This window comes from Microbacterium sp. (assembly GCF_031179285.1).
Taxonomy (GTDB): Bacteria; Actinomycetota; Actinomycetes; order Actinomycetales; family Microbacteriaceae; genus Microbacterium.
Window position 1 is genome coordinate 169,380 of sequence record NZ_JAPSHY010000003.1, and the last position, 19,487, is coordinate 188,866.

At 69.0% G+C, this 19,487-nt stretch carries 23 protein-coding genes and 1 tRNA gene; 13 read left to right on the plus strand and 11 right to left on the minus strand.

Features of this window, described 5'->3' with window-relative positions:
* Nucleotides 1–9: 9 nt before the first annotated feature.
* Nucleotides 10–276, plus strand: coding sequence for a DUF3039 domain-containing protein (locus RIN18_RS03085; protein WP_028503536.1), 267 nt, complete (start codon nucleotides 10–12; stop codon nucleotides 274–276).
* Between the two features lie 51 nt (nucleotides 277–327).
* Here RIN18_RS03085 and RIN18_RS03090 read toward each other — a convergent pair whose 3' ends face one another.
* Complete coding sequence (locus RIN18_RS03090; RefSeq protein ID WP_309102476.1) at nucleotides 328–1,653, minus strand: nicotinate phosphoribosyltransferase; 1,326 nt, start codon at nucleotides 1,651–1,653, stop codon at nucleotides 328–330.
* Between the two features lie 59 nt (nucleotides 1,654–1,712).
* Here RIN18_RS03090 and murI point away from each other — a divergent pair, with 59 nt between their 5' ends.
* The 5 genes from murI (at nucleotide 1,713) to RIN18_RS03115 (ending at nucleotide 5,560) form a co-directional block, all read left to right on the plus strand.
* Entirely contained in the window at nucleotides 1,713–2,549 is an 837-nt protein-coding gene (gene murI, locus RIN18_RS03095; RefSeq protein ID WP_309102477.1) for a glutamate racemase, read from the plus strand.
* A 35-nt stretch (nucleotides 2,550–2,584) separates the two neighbouring features.
* Nucleotides 2,585–3,325 (plus strand): ribonuclease PH, encoded by a 741-nt coding sequence (gene rph / locus RIN18_RS03100; RefSeq protein ID WP_309102478.1) that lies wholly within the window; start codon nucleotides 2,585–2,587, stop codon nucleotides 3,323–3,325.
* Entirely contained in the window at nucleotides 3,274–3,918 is a 645-nt protein-coding gene (gene rdgB, locus RIN18_RS03105; protein WP_309102479.1) for an RdgB/HAM1 family non-canonical purine NTP pyrophosphatase, read from the plus strand. Before rph ends, rdgB begins: the two co-directional genes overlap by 52 nt.
* Before the next feature lie 45 nt (nucleotides 3,919–3,963).
* Nucleotides 3,964–4,557: a dihydrofolate reductase family protein gene (locus RIN18_RS03110; protein ID WP_309102480.1), complete on the plus strand. Its 594-nt coding sequence runs from the start codon at nucleotides 3,964–3,966 to the stop codon at nucleotides 4,555–4,557.
* Between the two features lie 82 nt (nucleotides 4,558–4,639).
* The gene (locus RIN18_RS03115) at nucleotides 4,640–5,560 is read left to right on the plus strand and encodes a cation diffusion facilitator family transporter (RefSeq protein WP_309102481.1); all 921 of its coding nucleotides are present in this window, start codon (nucleotides 4,640–4,642) and stop codon (nucleotides 5,558–5,560) included.
* A 9-nt stretch (nucleotides 5,561–5,569) separates the two neighbouring features.
* Here the strand turns inward: RIN18_RS03115 and RIN18_RS03120 are convergent, their stop codons facing one another.
* Nucleotides 5,570–7,957 carry an ATP-dependent DNA ligase gene (locus tag RIN18_RS03120; RefSeq protein ID WP_309102482.1) on the minus strand — a complete coding sequence of 796 codons (2,388 nt, stop codon included), beginning with the start codon at nucleotides 7,955–7,957 and terminating at the stop codon, nucleotides 5,570–5,572.
* Between the two features lie 72 nt (nucleotides 7,958–8,029).
* Between RIN18_RS03120 and RIN18_RS03125 the strand changes: the two genes are divergently transcribed.
* Nucleotides 8,030–8,938: a Ku protein gene (locus tag RIN18_RS03125; protein ID WP_309102483.1), complete on the plus strand. Its 909-nt coding sequence runs from the start codon at nucleotides 8,030–8,032 to the stop codon at nucleotides 8,936–8,938.
* A 57-nt stretch (nucleotides 8,939–8,995) separates the two neighbouring features.
* On the opposite strand, the gene RIN18_RS03130 is transcribed toward RIN18_RS03125, so the two are convergent.
* Complete coding sequence (locus RIN18_RS03130) at nucleotides 8,996–9,769, minus strand: VTT domain-containing protein (protein WP_309102484.1); 774 nt, start codon at nucleotides 9,767–9,769, stop codon at nucleotides 8,996–8,998.
* Nucleotides 9,770–9,888: 119 nt separating this feature from the next.
* Between RIN18_RS03130 and RIN18_RS03135 the strand changes: the two genes are divergently transcribed.
* The 3 genes from RIN18_RS03135 to RIN18_RS03145 all read left to right on the plus strand — a co-directional run bounded on the left by RIN18_RS03135 (nucleotide 9,889) and on the right by RIN18_RS03145 (nucleotide 12,815).
* Nucleotides 9,889–10,566, plus strand: a complete 678-nt coding sequence (locus RIN18_RS03135) for a response regulator transcription factor (protein ID WP_309102485.1) — start codon at nucleotides 9,889–9,891, stop codon at nucleotides 10,564–10,566.
* Nucleotides 10,559–11,887 (plus strand): ATP-binding protein, encoded by a 1,329-nt coding sequence (locus tag RIN18_RS03140; protein ID WP_309102486.1) that lies wholly within the window; start codon nucleotides 10,559–10,561, stop codon nucleotides 11,885–11,887. The genes RIN18_RS03135 and RIN18_RS03140 overlap by 8 nt, the downstream gene beginning before the upstream one ends.
* 76 nt (nucleotides 11,888–11,963) lie before the next feature.
* Nucleotides 11,964–12,815, plus strand: coding sequence for a hypothetical protein (locus tag RIN18_RS03145; RefSeq protein ID WP_309102487.1), 852 nt, complete (start codon nucleotides 11,964–11,966; stop codon nucleotides 12,813–12,815).
* A 34-nt stretch (nucleotides 12,816–12,849) separates the two neighbouring features.
* On the opposite strand, the gene RIN18_RS03150 is transcribed toward RIN18_RS03145, so the two are convergent.
* The 6 genes from RIN18_RS03150 to RIN18_RS03175 all read right to left on the minus strand — a co-directional run bounded on the left by RIN18_RS03150 (nucleotide 12,850) and on the right by RIN18_RS03175 (nucleotide 16,565).
* Nucleotides 12,850–12,931 (minus strand) — tRNA-Leu (locus RIN18_RS03150).
* 46 nt (nucleotides 12,932–12,977) lie between these two features.
* Entirely contained in the window at nucleotides 12,978–13,856 is an 879-nt protein-coding gene (locus RIN18_RS03155; protein ID WP_309102488.1) for a hypothetical protein, read from the minus strand.
* Between the two features lie 59 nt (nucleotides 13,857–13,915).
* Nucleotides 13,916–14,179: a hypothetical protein gene (locus RIN18_RS03160; RefSeq protein ID WP_309102489.1), complete on the minus strand. Its 264-nt coding sequence runs from the start codon at nucleotides 14,177–14,179 to the stop codon at nucleotides 13,916–13,918.
* Between the two features lie 144 nt (nucleotides 14,180–14,323).
* The gene (locus RIN18_RS03165; protein ID WP_309102490.1) at nucleotides 14,324–14,920 is read right to left on the minus strand and encodes a hypothetical protein; all 597 of its coding nucleotides are present in this window, start codon (nucleotides 14,918–14,920) and stop codon (nucleotides 14,324–14,326) included.
* On the minus strand, nucleotides 14,917–15,768 hold the full coding sequence (locus tag RIN18_RS03170; protein WP_309102491.1) for an endonuclease/exonuclease/phosphatase family protein: 852 nt from the start codon (nucleotides 15,766–15,768) through the stop codon (nucleotides 14,917–14,919). The genes RIN18_RS03165 and RIN18_RS03170 overlap by 4 nt, the downstream gene beginning before the upstream one ends.
* Nucleotides 15,765–16,565, minus strand: coding sequence for a glycosyltransferase family 2 protein (locus RIN18_RS03175; protein WP_309102492.1), 801 nt, complete (start codon nucleotides 16,563–16,565; stop codon nucleotides 15,765–15,767). The genes RIN18_RS03170 and RIN18_RS03175 overlap by 4 nt, the downstream gene beginning before the upstream one ends.
* Nucleotides 16,566–16,716: 151 nt before the next feature.
* Here RIN18_RS03175 and RIN18_RS03180 point away from each other — a divergent pair, with 151 nt between their 5' ends.
* Both RIN18_RS03180 and RIN18_RS03185 read left to right on the plus strand, forming a co-directional pair.
* Complete coding sequence (locus RIN18_RS03180) at nucleotides 16,717–17,073, plus strand: hypothetical protein (protein ID WP_309102493.1); 357 nt, start codon at nucleotides 16,717–16,719, stop codon at nucleotides 17,071–17,073.
* Between the two features lie 271 nt (nucleotides 17,074–17,344).
* Nucleotides 17,345–17,599, plus strand: a complete 255-nt coding sequence (locus RIN18_RS03185; protein ID WP_309102494.1) for a hypothetical protein — start codon at nucleotides 17,345–17,347, stop codon at nucleotides 17,597–17,599.
* A 346-nt stretch (nucleotides 17,600–17,945) separates the two neighbouring features.
* Here the strand turns inward: RIN18_RS03185 and RIN18_RS03190 are convergent, their stop codons facing one another.
* Both RIN18_RS03190 and RIN18_RS03195 read right to left on the minus strand, forming a co-directional pair.
* Nucleotides 17,946–18,194: a hypothetical protein gene (locus tag RIN18_RS03190; RefSeq protein WP_309102495.1), complete on the minus strand. Its 249-nt coding sequence runs from the start codon at nucleotides 18,192–18,194 to the stop codon at nucleotides 17,946–17,948.
* Between the two features lie 51 nt (nucleotides 18,195–18,245).
* On the minus strand, nucleotides 18,246–19,028 hold the full coding sequence (locus RIN18_RS03195; RefSeq protein WP_309102496.1) for a hypothetical protein: 783 nt from the start codon (nucleotides 19,026–19,028) through the stop codon (nucleotides 18,246–18,248).
* Nucleotides 19,029–19,039: 11 nt separating this feature from the next.
* Between RIN18_RS03195 and RIN18_RS03200 the strand changes: the two genes are divergently transcribed.
* Nucleotides 19,040–19,441 carry a hypothetical protein gene (locus RIN18_RS03200; RefSeq protein WP_309102497.1) on the plus strand — a complete coding sequence of 134 codons (402 nt, stop codon included), beginning with the start codon at nucleotides 19,040–19,042 and terminating at the stop codon, nucleotides 19,439–19,441.
* Nucleotides 19,442–19,487: the final 46 nt, after the last annotated feature.

The window sequence follows — 19,487 nt, forward strand, 5'->3', positions numbered from 1 at the left end:
ACTCACGGGATGAGTACTCCGCTGGACAGCCCCGATCAGGGCGGCGTGGCAACGCTTGATCGCGAACTGGAAGAGCTTCTCCGGGAGGAGAATCTCGAGCCGGGCGACCATGAGCGATTCTCGCACTACGTCAAGAAAGACAAGATCCTCGAGTCCGCGATCACCGGCAAGCCGGTGCGCGCGCTGTGCGGCAAGAAGTGGACTCCCGGGCGCGACCCGGAGAAGTTCCCGATCTGCCCCACCTGCAAGGAGATCTACGAATCGATGGTCGGCTGACGCGTCGCGTCGCGTCACCCGCGCACGTCACGGCCGGCGCAGCGTCGGGCCTCAGCCCGCGTCGACGAAGACGGTCGGGATCGCGGGATCGGATTTGCTCAGCGCGAGGGCTCTGAGGGGGAGTTCTTCACGCACCCGCAGGTGGTGGGCGCGTGCCGACGCCGTTCCCTCCGCACCCTCGAATGCCGTGTCGATCTCGCCCGCCACCACCAGGGGCACCTGAAGCGCGCGGCCCTCCGGATGCTCGGCGGGGCTGTCCAGTTCCTCGAATCCGTCGGACACCGCGACCGTCTCCGCTACGGCCACGCCGTCGCTGAGCGTGCGGAAGGCGGCCTTGCGCCCGCCACGGGACCCCTTGTCGGTCGACGCCTTCGCGACCGCGATCCAGGACCCGCCGGAATCCTGCCGCGCGACGAGCTTGTACACCATGCCCGCGGTGGGATAACCGGAGCCGGTCACGACTGATGTGCCGACGCCATAGGCGTCGACCGGGGAGGCGGCGAGGGCGGCGATCGCGTACTCGTCGAGGTCGCTGGTGACCGTGATGCGGGTGTTCACCGCCCCGAGCTCGTCGAGCTGCGCTCTCACCTCACCGGCGACGATCGGAAGGTCGCCCGAGTCGATGCGCACCCCGCCCAGCGCCGTGCCGGCGATGCGGATCGCCGTCTCGACCCCGGTGCGGATGTCGTACGTGTCGACGAGCAGCGTGGTGCCGGTGCCGAGGCTCTCGATCTGAGCGCGGAACGCGTCCTCCTCGGTGTCGTGCAGCAGAGTCCAGGAGTGCGCGGCGGTCCCCATCGTGGGGATGCCCCAGCGGCGACCGGCCTCCAGGTTGCTCGTCGCACCGAAGCCGGAGATGTACGCCGCGCGGGCTGCGGCGATCGCGGAGTGCTCGGCCGCGCGACGGGAGCCCATCTCGGCGAGGGGCCGATCTCCGGCGGCGATGCTCATCCGCGAGGCGGCGGTGGCGACCGCCGAGTCATGGTTGAGCACGCTCAGTGCGAGCGTTTCGAGGACCACCGCATCGGCGAACGTGCCCTCGACGGTGAGCACGGGGGAGCCGGGGAAATAGAGTTCGCCCTCGCGGTATCCGCTGATCGATCCGGTGAACCGGTAGTTCTCCAGGTATCGCAGCGCCTCCGCGTCGACGACGCCGGCGTCGCGGAGGAACCGCAGTTCCTCGTCGCCGAAGCGGAAATCCCGCAGGAGCGACAGCAGCCGCCCGGTTCCGGCGAGGACCCCGAACCGGCGGCCGCCGGACAGGCGGCGGGAGAACATCTCGAACACGCAGGGCCGGGCCGCGGTGCCGTCGCGCAGAGCGGCGGCGAGCATCGTCAGTTCGTAGCGGTCGGTGAGCAGCGCCGTCGACGTGGTCATCCGCTCAGCATAGTGAGCGGTGACGACGGCGGCGTCCGGCGCGGGTAGGCTGGTGAGTCATGAATGACGCGCCGATCGGGATCTTCGACTCCGGTGTCGGCGGGCTCACGGTGGCGCGGGCCATCCGCGCCCAGCTGCCCCGAGAATCGTTCGTGTACATCGGCGACACGGCGCATTCGCCTTACGGCCCCAAGCCCATCGCCGACGTCCGCCGGTACTCGCTCGAGGTGCTCGACACGCTCGTCGACCAGGGTGTGAAGATGCTCGTCATCGCCTGCAACACCGCGTCGGCGGCCATGCTGCGCGACGCGCGCGAACGCTATGACGTTCCCGTCGTCGAGGTGATCGGTCCGGCGGTGCGCCGCGCGGTCTCGACGACGCGCAACGGCCGCGTCGGGGTCATCGGCACCGTGGGCACGATCGGTTCCCGCGCGTATCAGGACATGCTCGAGGTGAACGAGTCGCTCGAGGTCTTCACGGCCGCCTGCCCTCGTTTCGTCGAGTTCGTCGAGGCAGGTATCACCGGCACGCCCGAGGTGCTCGCCACGGCGGGAGAATATCTCGCACCTCTGCGTGACGCGGGTGTCGACACCCTCGTGCTCGGCTGCACGCACTATCCGTTCCTGCGCGGCGCGATCGGCTATGTCATGGGCGAGGGCGTCAGCCTCGTCTCCAGCGACGACGAGACCGCCGGAGACGTCTACCGGCAGTTGGTGCGGCGCGACCTGCTGGCCTCGGCGGACGCGACGGCGAACTACGTCTACGAGGCGACGGGCGATTCCGCCACCGAGTTCACCGCCCTCGCCAACCGCCTCATGGGTCGCGAGGTGCGCGACGTGCAGCTGGTGCACACCGGCGTCATCGCCCTTCCTGATTCTCTCGCCGAGTCGCACTGAGACCGGCCCCCCGTACCCGAACTCGAAGGAAACCCATGTCAGACATCGTCCGCGCCGACGGCCGCGCCACCGACCACCTCCGTGAGATCACGATCGAGCGCGGGTGGAGTGCTCATGCCGAGGGCTCAGCCCTGATCAGCTTCGGGGGAACGAAGGTGCTGTGCACGGCATCCTTCACCAATGGCGTCCCGCGCTGGCTGACCGGCAAGGGCAAGGGATGGGTCACCGCCGAGTACTCGATGCTCCCGCGGGCCACGAACAGCCGCAACGACCGGGAGAGCGTCAAGGGCCGCATCGGCGGTCGCACGCACGAGATCTCCCGGTTGATCGGCCGGGCGCTGCGCGCCGTTGTCGACACCAAGGCGCTCGGAGAGAACACGATCGTGATCGACTGCGACGTGCTGCAGGCAGACGGGGGTACGCGGACAGCCGCCATCACCGGCGCCTATGTCGCGCTCGCGGATGCCATCGAGTGGGGACGAACGAAGAAGTTCATCGGCAAGAACAGCACTCCGCTGCTCGACTCGGTTGCGGCGGTGTCGGTCGGCATCATCGACGGCGAGCCCATGCTCGATCTGGCATATGTCGAAGACGTCCGCGCGGAGACCGACATGAACATCGTCGTGACCGGGCGCGGTCTCTTCGTCGAGGTGCAGGGAACGGCGGAGGGCGCGCCGTTCGACAAGCGCGAACTCGACGCCCTGCTCGACCTCGGCGTTGCCGGATGCGCAGCCCTCACCGAGAAGCAGCTGGCCTCGCTCGCGGCGACCTCCTGATGCGGCTCGTCCTCGCTACGCATAATCCGCACAAGGTGGCGGAGTTCCAGCAGATCGTCGCGCAGGTGCGGCCCGACATCACCATCATCGGCTACGACGGTCCCGAACCGGTCGAGGACGGCATCACGTTCGCGGCGAACGCCCTGCTCAAAGCTCGCGCCGCTGCGGCACACACGGGCCTCACGGCACTCGCCGACGACTCCGGCATCTGCGTCGACGTGCTCGGCGGGTCACCCGGGGTGTTCTCGGCCTACTGGGCGGGTCAACGCAAGGACGCAACCGCGAATCTCGAGCTTCTCCTCGATCAGCTGCGTGACATCGCCGACCCGTACCGCGTAGCCCACTTCACCTCGACGATCGCGCTCGTGAGCCCCGCAGGCGTCGAGCACGTGGTCGAAGGCATCTGGCCCGGACGGCTCGCCCACCGCCCGTCCGGAAGCGGGGGCTTCGGCTACGACCCCATTTTCATCCCCGACGGCCAGCCCGAAGGTGCGGAGCGAACGGTGGGGGAGTTCACAGCCGACGAGAAACAGGCGCAGTCGCACCGGGCACGGGCCTTCGTGAATCTCGCATCGCTGCTCACGAAGCTTTAACCACTACACTTGACGTAGGTCAGGTGTAGTGGGTAGCTTGGGACCATGCGAGACCTGACCTACTACATCGGCGTCACTCTTGACGGCTTCATCGCGGGACCGGACGACGAGATCGACTTCTATCGACTGACCCCGGGGTTCGAAGCGTTCCTGGGCTCGACGCTCCCTGATCTCCAGCCCAGCCACGTGCGGGCGTCGATGGGTGTCGCCGACGAACCGCTGTCTCGGTTCGACACGATCCTGATGGGGCGCAGAACGTATGAGCCGGCGTTGCAGTTCGGCATCACCGACCCGTATGCGCACCTGCGTACTCTCGTCTTCTCCACCACATTGGACGACCCCGCAGAAGCCAACGTCGAACTCGTGCGCACCGACCCTGTCGCCCGCGTGCGCGAGCTCAAGGCGGAGGATGGCCTCGGCATCTACCTCGCCGGCGGCGCCGGGCTCGCCGGGCAGCTTCTCGACGAGATCGACCGGCTCATCGTCAAGAAGTACCCGGTGATCGCCGGATCCGGCATCCCGATGACCCGTCACGCGTTCGCTCCGACGCAGTTCCAGCTCGAAGACGTGCACACCCTCGACAACGGCTGCGCGGTGCTCAGCTACTCGCGCCTGCGGGAGCATGCGGCCGGATCATGACGCGCGCCTACTGAGAATCGTTACCCTTCCCGACTAGGCCGATGCCGCCGTCGGCTCCGTTCGGCCGGTCTAGCCTGGAGACATGCACGATCACGCTCCCGCCGCCGGCGGCATCCGCTCGGCGAGCAGCCGGCGTCTGCTGGCGATCTCGCTGAGCCTGACCGCATCGGTGATGATCGTGCAGATCGTCGGCGCGGTGCTCACCGGATCGCTCGCCCTCCTCGCGGATGCCGCGCACATGTTCACCGACGCCTCGGCGCTCGTGATCGCCCTCATCGCGAGCGCGGTGGCCGCCCGCCCGGCCGACGACCGCCGCACGTTCGGGTACCAGCGGGCCGAGGTCTTCGGCGCGCTCATCAACGCGATCATCCTCATCCTGCTGGCCGGATGGGTGGCGATCGAGGGTGTCGGGCGTCTGCTCGATCCGAGCGGCGTGGAGGTCACCGGAACCCTGATGCTGGTCGTCGCGGCGGGTGGCCTGCTGGCGAACGCGGTGTCGATGTGGCTGCTCAGCAGAGCGCAGAAGACCAGCATCAACGTGCGCGGCGCCTACCTCGAGGTGATGGGCGACCTCATCGGATCGGTCGCGGTGATCATCGCGGCCGTCGTGATCATGACGACCGGGTGGATGCCGGCGGATGCCATCGCCTCACTGCTGATCGCGGCGATGATCGTCCCCCGGGCGATCGCGCTGCTGCGCGAGGTGTTCTCGGTGCTCGCAGAGTCCGCACCGCAGGGGACGGCGGTGAGCGACATCCGCAGCCATCTGCTGGACTACGACGGCGTGGTCGGCGTGCACGACGTCCACGTCTGGCAGCTCACCCGCGGTGCCCCGGTCTTCACCGCGCACGTCCTCGTGGCACCCACGTTGCTGGCCGACGGCGGCTCCGGCAGGCTCCTCGCGAATCTCCAGGCATGTCTCGCAGATCATTTCGATGTGGAGCACTCGACCTTCCAGATCGAACCGGTCGAACAATCCGACTGCGAGCCGCGTCACGCCTGAGCGTCGGCTTCAGGGTTCACGGACGATCTCGGCCGGGCTCTTGTCGGTGCGGAGTCCCCGCCAGCGGGCGTGCCGGAGGATCCCGTCCGGAGTCCAGTTCGCGAACTCGACCTCGCCGACGAGCTCGGGACGCACCCAGAGCGCATCCGCGGCGTCCGGCCGGGGGACGCCGGTCAGGTGGGCGCGGTCGGTGCGCAGGGGCTGCAGGCGCTCGTCGAGGTCCTTCAGCATCCGCTCGGTGAATCCGCTGCCGACCCGGCCGATGTATCGGATGCCATCGTCATCGGGGACGCCGAGCAGGAGCGAACCGATGCGTCCGGCGCGATCACCCTTTCCTGGGCGGATCCCGCCGATGACGACCTCCTGAGTGCGGGTGTGCTTGAGCTTCAACCAGGCGGGGGAGCGAAGGCCGGGGCGGTAGGCCGAGGCCGGGTCTTTGACGACGATCCCCTCGAGGCCGAAGGCCGCGCTCGTCTCGAGAGCGGCATCCACATCGTCGAAGACCGGAGGGACGGCCACCGGCGCGTCCAGATCACGGGCCATCTCCTCCAGCAGCTCCCGACGGTCCCGGAGCGGCAGGGATGTGAGGTCGTGCCCCTCGAGGCTCAGCAGATCGAACAACTGGTAGACCACCGGAGTGCGGACGACTTCGCGCTCGATCTCTCGCGCCGACGCGAGATGCATCCGGCTCTGCAACCGGGAGAAGCTCGGACGGCCGGAGGCATCGAACGCGACGATCTCGCCGTCGACGACCGCCTCTGCCACCGCGAACCCCGGGGCGCCGTCGGCGGTGAGCTCGGGATATCGTGCGGTGATGTCGTTGCCGGAGCGGGCGTGGAGCGTCATCCGCCCGTCGCGCCAGGTGCCGACCGCCCGGATGCCGTCCCACTTGATCTCAGCCCAGCCGGGCGAGCTGAGCCGCCGCGCGACCGGTGCGGTGCCGTTCTCGGCGAGCATCGGCCGGATCGCTCCCGCGCTCGGTGCTGCGGGCGCGGCGCGGGGGCGTTCAGTGCGGTGGTGCGCGGCGTCGTCCTTCATCCGGTGCAGCAGCCATGAGGACTTCTCGCCTTCGCCGCCGGTGCGGATGAGGGCGAGGCGAGCAGCGCCCAGCGGTCCGCCGGGGCGGCCGGTGAACGTGCCGATGACCTCGTCGTCGCGCCACTTCTCGAGCTCGACGGTCCCGGTGTCCCACACCGTCATGTCTCCCGCGCCGTACTCGCCGGCAGGGATGGTGCCTGCGAACGTGAGGTACTCCATCGGATGCGGCTCGGTCATGACGGCCAGATGGTTGCGGTCTGCCGTCTCCGGCACGCCTTTCGGCACCGCCCAGCTGACCAGCACCCCTCGGTCCTCGATCCTCAGGTCGTAGTGGAGCCGGCGCGCGTGATGCTCCTGGATCACGAACTTCCGCGACATCCCGTAGTTGGCCGCCGCCACGCGTTCCGGCATGGGCTCCGGCGTCTTCGCGGCATCACGCTTGGCGAGGTAGGAACCGAGCGCATCGTCGCCGGTTCCGAGGACACCGGTGAGCGGGTCGATCCCCGCCCGCATGCGCTCGAGCACCTCATCGAACTCGAGGTGACGCAGGTCGGGCGACTCCAGTTCCTCCCAGGTGCGGGGGGCGGCGACCCAGGGGCGGGCACGTCCGCGGAGCGAGTACGGCGAGATCGTCGTCTTCTTGCCGTTGTTCTGACTCCAGTCGAGGAACACCTTGCCGCCGCGGGCGGCCTTCGCCATCGTGCTGGTGGCGAGGTCCGGGTGGTCGTTCTCGATGAGGCGGGCCAGCTCCTTCACGACGGCCGAGATCTCGGCACTGGTCTGCGTTCCCGGGAGCGCGGCATACAGATGGATGCCCTTGCTGCCGCTGGTCACCGGAACCGGCTCGAGCCCGATGCCGGCGAGGATGCCGCGCGCGATGCCCGCAACCTCCGCGCACTGGGCGAGGTCGGCCCCGGGCCCGGGGTCGAGGTCGAGGACGAGGCGGTCGGGGTTGGCGGGGAGGCCGTCCCTGCCGAAGCGCCACTGCGGCACGTGGAGTTCGATGGCCGCCACCTGCGCTAGCCACACCAGCGTCGGCACGTCCGCGACGAGCGGGTAGTCCTTGGGACCGTCGGAATGCTGGATCGGGCGCCGAGGAATCCAGTCCGGAGCTCCCGGTTCCAGCTGCTTGGTGAAGAAGGCGTCGGCGGGGTCATCCGCCGTGCCGAGGCCGTCGACCCAGCGCTTGCGCGTCACCGGACGTCCGGCGAGCAGAGGGAGCAGCAGCGGCGCGATGGCCGTGTAGTAGGCGATGATCTCGCCCTTGGTCGTGCCGGTCTCGGGGTAGACGACCTTCTCGAGGTTCGTCACGCGCAACCGGCGTCCCTCAACCTGCACGATCTGACCGTCCGCCGCCATGAGGTCAGGTTATGGCACGGTGCCACGTCAAGGGGCTGGCCGTGGCCGGTGTGGCTGGTGTCTACTGGTGTCATGAGGACCATCTGGAAAGGTGCGCTGACATTCGGGCTCGTGAACGTCCCGGTGAAGGTGTACTCCGCGACCGAAGATCACGACGTGCCGCTGCACCAGGTGCACGAGAAGGACGGCGGACGCATCCGCTACCAGCGCACCTGCGAGGTGTGCGGTGAGACGGTGGCGTACGCCGACATCGATCGCGCCTACGTCGACGATGCGCAGACGGTCGTGCTGACCAAGGAGGACCTCGCCTCGCTCCCTGCCGAGAAGAGCCGCGAGATCGATGTGGTCGAGTTCGTGCCCACCGAGCAGGTCGATCTGCTGACCCTCGACAAGGCCTACTACCTGGAGCCTGACTCGAAATCGCCCAAGGCCTACGTGCTGCTGCGCAAGACCCTCGAGCAGACCGACCGCACCGCGATCGTGCGTTTCACGCTGCGGCAGAAGACGCGGCTGGCGGCACTGCGCGTGCGCGGCGACGTCCTGGTGCTGCAGACACTGCTCTGGGCGGACGAGGTCCGCGAGGCGGCGTTCCCCGCCCTCGACGAGGACGTGCGGATCTCGAAGAAGGAGCTCGAGATGTCGGCGTCACTCGTCGACAGCTACTCGAGTGACTTCGATCCGGATGCGTTCGTCGACGAGTATCAGAAGGAGCTCCGCACCCTCATCGACGCCAAGATCGAGGCGGGAGAGGGCTTCGACGTCAGCACGACGTTCGGCGACGAGGACGAGGATGCCAAGGGTGGCGAGGTCATCGACCTGATGGAGGCGCTGCGCGCGAGCGTGGCCCGATCCAAGGAGCAGAAGGGCTCGGCGAAGAAGAAGGATGCCGACGCGTCGAAGGACGCGGCGTCTTCGAAGGAGACCAAATCGACCAAGGCGAAGACGTCGAAGCCGGCTGCGAAGAAGAAGGCGGCCAGCTAGCCGCTGCGGGCCGCGGATCCGGCGTTCAGTCAGACCCGCTGCCGCGCAGGGCCGGTGTCAGTGCTTGCCGTCGCCGTCGAGGTCGGGAGCCCGCTCGAAGACCTCGGGCTCGAGGGCGAGCTCCTGCGCCTCCACGGCATCGGTGACGATGTCTTCGCCCGCCGCCGCAGCCTTCTTGGCCTTGTACCGTTCACGGAAGTAGTGCCAGATGGTGACCAGCGCGGTGCCACCGACGGCGGCGAGCAGGATGACGTCGATGTACTCCTCTACGAACGCGGCCAGGAACGGGATGAAGCCGATCACGTACCCGAACATGGTCAGCCCGAAGCCCCAGAGCACGGCGCCGATGAGGTTGTAGAGGGTGTACTTGCCCTTGTGCATGTGGCCGACGCCGGCGGCGACCGGGGCGAAGGTGCGCACGATCGGCACGAAGCGGGCGAGGATGATCGTGAGACCGCCGAAGCGCTCGAAGAACGCATTGGTGCGTTCGACGTTCTTCACGCTGAACAGCCCGGATTCCTTGCGCTCGAAGACCGCAGGGCCGCCCTTGTGGCCGATGAGATAGCCGACTTCGCCGCCGACGAATGCCGAGAGCCCGATGAGCAGTGCGACCAGCCACACGTTGATGCCGAACACGCCTCCCGGCGCATAGTCCTGCGGGTGCGAGAGGAGCCCTGCGATGACCAGCAGCGTGTCGCCCGGCAGCAGGAAGCCGATGAGCAGTCCGGTCTCGGCGAAGACGATGAAGCACACCACCACGAGAGCCCAGGGGCCGGCGGCGCCGATGATCGTGGCGGGGTCGAGCCAGGGGATGAGGGCAGCGTGATGCATGGGGTCCCGTCGTAGGAGGCGGTCGGCGGCTGGCTCAGTATAGCCGTGGTCACGGCGGGGATCCTGGGTTGGCGGCGGTGCTTCAGCGGCGCTTCAGGTGGGCGGACCAGACTGGGAGGATGCGGATTCTCCTGGTGGACGACGAGGTGCGTCTCGCCGACGGCATCTGCCGCGGTCTCGAGGTCGAGGGCATGACCGTCGACGTCGTGCACACCGGGACGGACGGGCTGCGGATGGCGGGGGAGCGCGACTACGACGCGATCGTGCTCGATGTGATGATGCCCGGAATGAGCGGGTACCGCGTCTGCCGGGAGTTGCGGGCGCAGGACGACTGGACGCCGGTGCTCTTCCTGACGGCGAAGGACGGCGAGTGGGACGAGGTGGAGGGCCTCGACACCGGCGGTGACGACTGGCTGACGAAGCCCTTCTCCTACCCCGTCCTCGTCGCGCGCATCCGCGCGCTCGTGCGGCGCGGCGCGCGGGAGCGCCCGGCCGTGCTCGAGGCGGGCGACCTGCGGCTCGACCCCGCCGCCCGCCAGGTGTTCCGCGGCGAGACCGAGATCTCGCTCACGGCGCGAGAGCTCTCGGTACTTGATTTCCTGATGCGCCGTCGCGGCGAGGTCGTCACCAAGCGCGAGGTGATCGCGAACGTGTGGGGCGACGACTTCGACGCCGACCCGAACATCGTCGAGGTGTACGTCGGGCACCTGCGCGCGAAGCTCGATCGTCCGTTCGGCCGCAGAGCGATCGACACCGTGCGCGGTGCGGGGTACCGGCTGGCGGCCGACGGTGGCTGACGGCGCGGCGGCCCGGCGCGGCACCGGCCGGACGCGCTCGATCCGTACCCGAGTCACGTTCGGGGCGGCGCTCGTCGTCGCGGTCGCGCTCATCGCCGGATCCGTCGCCGGGGTTCTGCTCCTGTCTCAATCTCTCACCGACGGCGTCTCCGCGTCGCTCGAGAACGATCTCGACACCATCGGCGACCGTCTGGACGAGCGGCGATTCGACATCGAGACCATCGGAGACGAGGTGCTCGTCCGGCATCGGGGGCGGGAGGGGGTGAGCGTCAACGACGAGGACGCGACGGCGCTGCCGGAGATCGGCGAGGACCGCGTCGAGCGGATCGTGATCGACGGGGACGCGTTTCTGGCGGCATCCGAGACCACCGAGGCGGGAGTCGTCACGGTCGCGCGTCAGCTGGAGCAGGTGGAGGAGGCGGTCTCGACGGCCGCCGGCCTGCTGGCCGTCGCCGTACCGCTGGCGATCGCCATGATCGGCCTCGTCGTCTGGGTGGTGGCCAAGCGAGCACTCGAACCCGTGGAACGACTGCGACGCCAGGTCGACGAGATCGACGCCTCGGGGCTCGATCGCCGGCTCGACGGCGGCGGAGCGGGCGACGAACTCGACAGGCTCGCCGGCACGATGAACCGGATGCTCGACCGTATCGAGCACTCGCAGCGGACGCAGCGGCGGTTCGTCAGCGATGCGTCCCACGAGCTGCGTTCACCGCTGGCGACCATCCGCCAGCATGCGGAGCTCGCCGCCGCCCACCCCGAGACGACGTCGACCGAGGCGCTCACCGAGGTGGTGCTGCAGGAGGGGGCGCGGATGCAGGAGCTCGTCGAGGGTCTGCTGCTGCTCGCGCGCCTCGACGAGCACGGAGGTCTCGGGGCCGCGGCACCGGTCGACGTGGACGACCTCGCTCTCGCGGAGGTGCGCCGGCTGCGCAGGCTCGGTGTGCGCGTCGATGCCGGCGGGATCTCGTCGGGACGGGTGAGGGGCAACGAGGTGCTGCTCGCGCGGGCGCTTCGCAATCTCGCCGACAACGCGGCCCGCCATGCCGGCTCGACGGTCGCGCTGCGCGTTCGCACCGACGAGTCCCGGGTCGTCGTCGAGGTCGAGGATGACGGCGGGGGCATCGATCCGGCAGAGCGCGAGCGCGTCTTCGAGCGGTTCTCCCGACTCGATGACGGCCGGGCGCGGGATGAGGGCGGCAGCGGGCTGGGCCTTGCGATCGTGCGGGAGGTCGCTCTCGCGCACGGCGGGTCGGTGACGGTGGACGCCGGCGCGTCGGGCGGGGCGAGGTTCATCCTCACGCTGCCGACCCTCGCCGAATGACGGCTTGCCGTCGTTCCTGAAGACCGCGTCAGGATGCTTCAGCGGGGCTTCAGTACCCGCGCGCGAAGCTGGATGCATGAACGACAACGAGCGCATCAACGACAACAGCGGGTCCGCCCACGACCAGGTGCCGGCAGCGCCCAACTCCGCGGTTCCGGCGGGGGCATCCGCTTCCCCGACCGATCCGACCGTCGAGGTGCCGGCCGACCCGGCGGCATCCGCACCGCACTCCGCTCCCGACCACACGACCGCGAAGCCGCGCCGGCGGGGCGCCTCCCGTCCGGTGCTGTGGGGTGTCGGCGCGGGCGTCGCGCTGCTGCTGGTGGGCGGTGTCGGACTCGCCGTCGGCATGGAGATCGGCGAAGACCTCGACTCTTCGTCGTCGCAGCAGGGATCGGACGAAGACCGCGACGAGCGGGCCGACGACGGTGAGGGCGACCGCCGTGATGAGGCCCGGTCGGAGGATCGCGACGACGACCGTGGTGAGAGTGGTCAGAGCGGTGACCTCGCCGCGTCCGACGTGGAGTCGCTGAGCGGCGCCGCCACCGCCGCCCTCGACGCCACCGGCGGCGCCGGTGTCAGCTCGATCGATGTCGAGCGCGGCGGTTACGAGGTCGAGGTGCGGTTCGACGACGACACGGACGCGGATGTGTTCGTCTCGGCGGATGGTGACGTCTCGGAGCCGCGCGGCCGCGACGAGGGCACGTCGGCCGAGCCGGTGCTCGACCTCGAGCGGCTCGACGCGATCGCCGATGCGGCCTCGTCTGCCGCCCCGGCAGCAGACGGCGAGGGCACGATCGATGCGATCTCGACGTCCGACGACGACGCGGCGGCCTTCGAGGTCACGCTGCGATACCCGGACGGCCGCGAGTTCGAGGCTGCTCTGGCGGACGACCTGTCGGTCGTGTCGACCGATCTCGACGACTGACCTGCGGGCACCGGCGCGGGTGCTCGGCACTCGGTGCGGAAGGTGGGACTTGAACCCACACGCCCGAAGGCACAGGAACCTAAATCCTGCGTGTCTGCCGATTTCACCACTCCCGCGCGGTGACCTCAGTCTACCGATGCCGGCTGTTCCCGATTTGCGGGATCAGCCGACATCGTCGCGTAGCAGCATCAGCGCGACGATCTCATCGACCGTCCGCCCGGCGGCGAGACGGTAAGAGGCGACGGCGTCGTCGCCGGTCAGTTGCGCGGTGATCGCTCCGGTGCTCGTCCACCGCTGCGGGCCGAGGCGCGACCCGACCATCGGCCGCAACTCGGGAGCAGGAAGCGCTTCGTGAGCGGGCAGTGCTGCAAGACCCCGCGCGGCACGTGCCTCGGCCGCCACCGCGGCGACGATCCAGCTTTCGGCAAATGCGATCGGACGGATGCTGGCGACGGGCGCGCCGGAACCGCGGAACACCTGCGTCATAGTGTCGGCCCGCCGCACCACCCAGTGCTCCGCATGCAGGTCGAAGTGGCACTCACTGTCGGCGTGCAGCTCGATCGCGGCGCCCAGCGTCTGCAGCGCCCCCACGCACTGGGCGGACAGCAATCGCTCGCGCTGCTCGCGTTCGCGGCGGTGCAACTCCTGCTCGCGCTTGCGCACTGCGATCGGTGCATACTCCGCCGCGAGCGTGTCGCGATGGGCCGGAGCGCCCTCGGCGAGTCGCTGGAACAGCCACTCCGGATCGATCTGAAGGAAATAGCGGAAATGCACCGTCTCGACCGGGCGCTCGGGACTCAGCGCGCGGTCGGGCACCAGCAGGCGTACGCCGTGATCGGCGGACCACACGGCAGACACCTCGCCGCCCACGACAGCGACCCATGACCACCCTCGGGAGTGGATCTCGGGCGCGGATGCCTCGAGCATGCGGCTGACGGGCGTGCCGGGGGCGAAGTGGGTGACGCGAGCGTGCGAGATGGCGTCGTCGCCCATCGCGACGCTGTCGCGGTCGACGTTCACGGTGATCTGCGGGGCGGTCACCCCGCGATGCTACCGGTGTCCCGGCCGCCGGTAGGAGCGAGCCGGCGGCCGGGGGCGCGTCACGCCTGGGAGGTGGAGCCCGGGATGAGCGGCTCTTCCGGGTTCGGGGCGAGCGGCTCCGCCGGGTGCGGCGCCGACGGCTCGTCGGGAGTCGGCGTGAGCGGCTCGTTCGGGTGCATCGGCGACGGCTCGTCGGGGAAGGCCGGCGACGGCTCCGAGGGCGAGGGGACAGCGGGTCCGGGAGGGGTCTGACCGGGGTCGGTCGGCTCAGGGCCGGTCGGCTGCTCGCCGGGGACAGAGGGAACGGAGGTGGAGTCTGACATGATCTGCTTCTCTCTCGTCGGCGCGGGCACGGCGCCTTCGGCACCGGCTTCGGTCGATCCCAGTCGAACACATGGGAGGCGCAAGGTCTTGGCCCTTGCGCTTTGCGCGGCGATGTGTCGAGCCGCCGACGTGCTCGGTGCCGGTCAGGGCGTTGTCGCTCGTACTGCCGCCGGGCGCTCGAGTCGAACCCGCGCCACGACGACGCCCGCGACGATCGCGCCGATCCCGCCCACCGCCATGTCGCCGATGGTGTCGGCGTAGGTGACGAAGATCTCGTCGGTGATGAACGCGTGGCCCGCCCATTCCACCATCTCCCACAGCGCGCTCACGGCGAGCCCGAGCACCGACGTGATGACGATGGCTCCGCGGCCGGTGAAGGCGTCTGAGTCCTGCGTCGGCACGATCCCGAGCCGCGCGAGCACGATGTAGGCGGTCGCTGCGATCACACCGGTGCAGACGAAGTGCACCACGAGGTCCCAGCCGGTGACGGTTCGATAGAGGTCGAGCACATTGCTCCACGCGGCCACCAGGACGGTCGCGCTCACCGCGATGTCGAACCAGGCACGCAGTCCCAGGACGCGGGGCAGCATGAGCGCTGGGAGCGCGAGGGCGAGGATGCCGGCATCGGTGAGCGTCGTCCAGATCGCCGCAGCCATCACACCGAGCGCGCCCAGCAGTCTCAGCGCGTCAGCGGCGAATTCGCCGACGCTAGCGGGAGGACGCAGGAAGTTCTCTTTCATTCGGCACCTCCCGGCATCCTGTCACGTTCACCCGGGGGCATGCGCACGAGAGCCTGCACGGGCAGGTGATCCGATGGCCAGCTGCCGCCGAACCGGCGCGCGTTGATGGCGGTCCGCAGAACGCCCACGCCGGCCGAGACGAGGATCGCGTCGATCCGTGCTCCGCGCCGGGGGTCGCGATAGCCGGTGAAGGTGCGCCACTCCGGAGTGAGGCGCGCGCTCGCCGCGGTCCACGCGTCCGTCAGGGCTCCTTCGCTGAGCAGCGCCTGCATCGGGGCAGAGGAGGGACCGGCGTTGAAGTCGCCGGTGACGATCGCGGGCAGCGTCTGATCCGCGACGAGCCGGCGCACCTCGGCCGCCGCACACCGTCGCGCCGTCGGTGAGAACGCATCGAGATGGGTGTTCACCGCGATGAACCTCTTCGACGTGGCCCGGTCACGCAGCGTCGCCCGTACGATGACGCGCGGGATGAGATTGCCCCACGATGTCGATCCGGCCTCGTCCGGACGGTCCGACAACCACGTCTGCCGCCAGTCGAGCAGTTCGAGCCGGGCGGTGTCCAAGAACAGCGGGCACCCTTCGCCGCGGTGCCCGGGCCGGCGGCCGTGACCGACGAAGCGGTATTCGCCGCCGAGAGCCTCACGAATCGCCACGGCCTGGTGCGGAAGCGCCTCCTGCACCCCGAGCACGCTCGGCCGCTCCTGCCGGAGCAGCGCGGCCACCCGCGGCACGCGCGTGGGCCAACGATCCGCTGGCAGCCACGCGAGCTTCCCCAGGTCGCGCCGCACGTTGAAGCTCATGACGTGCAGGTCGGGTGCTGCGGCCGGGCCGATGAGCGCGTCGTTCATCGGAGTGCCTGCGTCGGCGTGGGGATGCGGAGTCGGTGCAGGATGCGGCGAAGGGCCAGGCGCACCCAGCGCAGCGGCGGGAAGTCGTCCGGCCAGTGGATGGTGACGGTGCGAAAGCCCCGCCGGAACCGATGCGCGAACGCCTGCGCGTCCCGGAAGGGGCGCATCGACATGCCCATCGGGGCATCGGCGAGGTACCGGATGCGGTGGCGCTCGCCGAGGTGGAAGGCGAGGTCGAGGTCGTCGTGCAGTTCGGGGTCGTCTCGGTGCACCCGTGCGCTGACCGAGCGCCAGGCGGAGCGGCGGAACGCGAGGTTCGAACCGAACAGCGGCAGATGGCCGAGAGCCGGAATCGTCGCGACCGCGTAGGCGACGAGGTACGCGGTCGCGAGCGGCGTGCGCAGCGCGCGGGGTCCGTCGATGAAGCGGGCAGCTCCGGTGAACACCGAGACGCGGGGATGCCGCACGAAGGCCACCGCTGCCGCCTGTACCCACGTCTCGGCGGGAAGACAGTCGGCGTCGAGGCGCAGGATGAGATCACCGGTGGCGGCGTCGTAACCCGCCGCGCTCGCCGCGGGGATGCCGGGTTCATCGCACCGCACCACCCGGGCGCCCCGGCTCGTGGCCACCGCTGCCGAGGAATCGGTGGAGCCGTTGTCGACGACGATGATCTCGTCGGCGGGCCGCGTCTGGCGGTGAAGCGCACGCAGGCATCGGTCGAGGAGTTCGGCGTCGTTCTTCACCGGGATCACGACCGACACGGTCAGCGGCGGTCCGGTGGGTGTGGAACGGTGCACGTGGTCTCCTCCGCGAGCGGTGTCTCAGACTATGCGCACAACCGGCCGGTGCCGACGCGGTTGACAGTGCCGATCACGTTCGATACCGCACCACCGAGGCGGTTGTGGATAACTTCGACAGCCGGATGCCGATTCTTGCGAGGATGCTCGCGTGAGCCATCCGTCCGTCGTCGTCGCCGAGCGCGTGCGGCAGCGTCTGCGAGCGGAGGGACTCGATCCGTCGGTCGAGCCGGAGGCCGCACGGCGGGTCGCGCAGGCCGAGGTGCGTCGGCACAACGACATGGCGCTGTCGCGCGGCGGCGCGATGATCGACGACGAAGCCTCGTGCGTGCGGGACGTGCTCGCCTCTGTCAGCGGGTTCGGTGCCCTGCAGCCGCTTCTGGACGACCCGGAGATCGAGGATAACCGTTCGATGTACCGAGGTCCTCAGCTTAACACCGGGTGCTCTACGGAGTCGCGGCCTCAAGCCCATCAGAGTAGGCGCGCGCGTAGGCGGCGCGGGCACTAAGGAGCTCTGAGAAGCCTGCGAAGTGGACGACGTCGGCGTCGGGATAGGCGCGTTCGGCGGCGATGTCGGCGTAGTCGACGTCGGGGCGGGCGAATCGGTGGGAGGAGTCCAAGGCAGGGCCTTTCGGTCGGCGGGTGGCGAACCGATGAGCGTACCGCGGGGAGGACCGTAAGGCTACTTGCGCAAGCCCCTTTGCGTGGTCGGCGGCGTCTCGAATCGCTGTTAAGTTCATCTTCAGGCCGCGACGGACGCGGCCCAGAGAGGCACTCAGATGGGCAAGCTTGAGGCGATGATTGCGGCGCACGGCTGGCGGGAGGTCGAAGCGTGGGCGTGGGCGTGGGCGAGCGAGTTCGGTGACGGAGAGAAAAGGGCGGCAATCGAGAATGCGCTGGCCCTGGCGGGTGTGGACGGTATTCGGCATCTGTACCTCCGAGGATCAGCACTCGGCGGACTGGACGCCGCCGACGTGCAGGCGCTGTTGTTGTTCGCAGGTAACCGGCTCGGGCGTTCAGCGGCGGCGGCGTAGGCGAACGATTGCGACGAAAGATGGCCATGTCCCCCGAGCTCATAGACGAGCTCATAGCACTGGCGCACGACGGCGTCCTACTCAGTGACACCGGGGCCAGCGACGCGGCGGACGACGAGCTACATGCGCTCGCTCTGGGCGAGGGAGACCTCGGGCTCCATGAGGCACGCGCTCGCGCGGCACTATCAGCTAGTCGTTCGCCGCGAAGGGATCGACTGTGACCTCGACGGGCCCATGCGTGCGGCAACGCCATGCGAGCGAGAGTCCGGAGAGGTGCTCGGGGATGAGTGGCGCTCCACACTTCGGGCAGTCGTAGCTCCCGATGATCCCGTCGTTAGCGAGTGAGTTAGACAGTTCGGACACGTTCCATGGCCGAGAGGCGGGGGCGCTCATCGAGAGAGCCGAGGAGGCGGACTGAGCCGTTGCAGTCGACGAGGACGGGGCCGGTGCCGAGGGGCACAAGGTCAGAGCCGCCAAGGCGCCAGCTAAAGGCCCAGCCGTCACGGTCGGCGTAGACAGTGCCGTCGAGCGCGGCGGTGTCGTCGAACACCGTGAGCGCCGCCTGAGCGGCGGCGGTGGCGTCGGCGAGGTTCATGGCTCGAAAGCCTAACGCGAAACTAATGAGCGAGCGAGCGGAGTCGGCGGGCTACAACTCGTGCGGTGGGTCGGCTTCCGAGGAAGCAGGTTCCATGATGAACGCCAGGAACTCGCGCCCTCGTTGCGTCGTACGCGCTCGCATCTCGCGAGTGTTGTCTCGAAGCTGAGCTTGCGGGATTGGGGGAAAGCCAGCCGGAGGTTCAATTGGCGGCGCTGAAAAGTCCAGAATCTCGACTAGGCCGTCCCGTTGCAGGTCTGCGACGCTCTGCGCGTACGGCTTCCACCAGGTTGCGAATGGCACGCCGAGAATGCTGGACAGCGGATTATTTTCGGATGGTGCCCACCTGTTGCCTTCGAAGCCGCGCACTCTGGGCCAGTCGACGCTCTGGTCTAGGTAGTGGAGTAGCCAGACATGAAGGTCATCGAAGGCCTCGACGAGACGGTTGAACCGTTGCGCCTCGCTTCGGGCGAATGGTGACCAATGCCCGTCGTTGGCCACGGCGGCCGCGAGGCGCTCGCGTTTGGTCTCGCTAGCTGTCTCGGTGGCGATGCGGCGGGCACGGATGAACGCCGCGAGGAAATCGTCAGAGTTGACGATGTCGGCAACCGTGAGCTCCGTGTTGTGTGCGTCCGCGAGCGTCTTGAGTTTGGCAACCACAGCGACGTCGAACTCATGGCGAAGCTGAGCGGCGCGCGACGCGAGCGCGTGGTCGAGGGCTCGACCGGCGAGGGGGCCGAGGATGGGGATGGCATCGAGCGCCATACCTCCGATGGTCGCGAGGGCGTCTTCTGCGGGCTCGTGGGGAGGGATGAGAGAGCCGAGGTCGCTCACGTTGTCTCGTCATGAGTTCGGGCAGCCCAATAGTCGCGGAGCGCCGCGTCCTCGGCGCTGTATTGGGCCGCGTAGTCCTCGCGTCGACGCCGGACGAGGTCGGGATGTACGCCGAGCCGGATGGCGTCGAATCGTGTGACCTCGTCGAGGTTGGGGATGCGACTATGCGCGACTGGATCGAAGCGCTGAGCCCATCGGGTGCCGTGGAGCGCGGCCCACGCCGCAGAGGGGGTAGCAGGCCAGACTTCGCTGCGCTCTTCGAGGAGAACGGCGGCATCGGTGCGGAGGTAGCCGACGAGAAGAAGGCAAGGCCCGCAGGCTGGAGCCGCGTCCTGCTCCTCTCGGTGACTCCGTGCCTCCTCCAACGTAGGGATGGGGTGGCTCGACGTGGGGCGAGCTCGACGGTCGCATAGAGAGCGTCCATCGGGAAGCCAGACGTGTGCTGTGATCGGTTCGGAC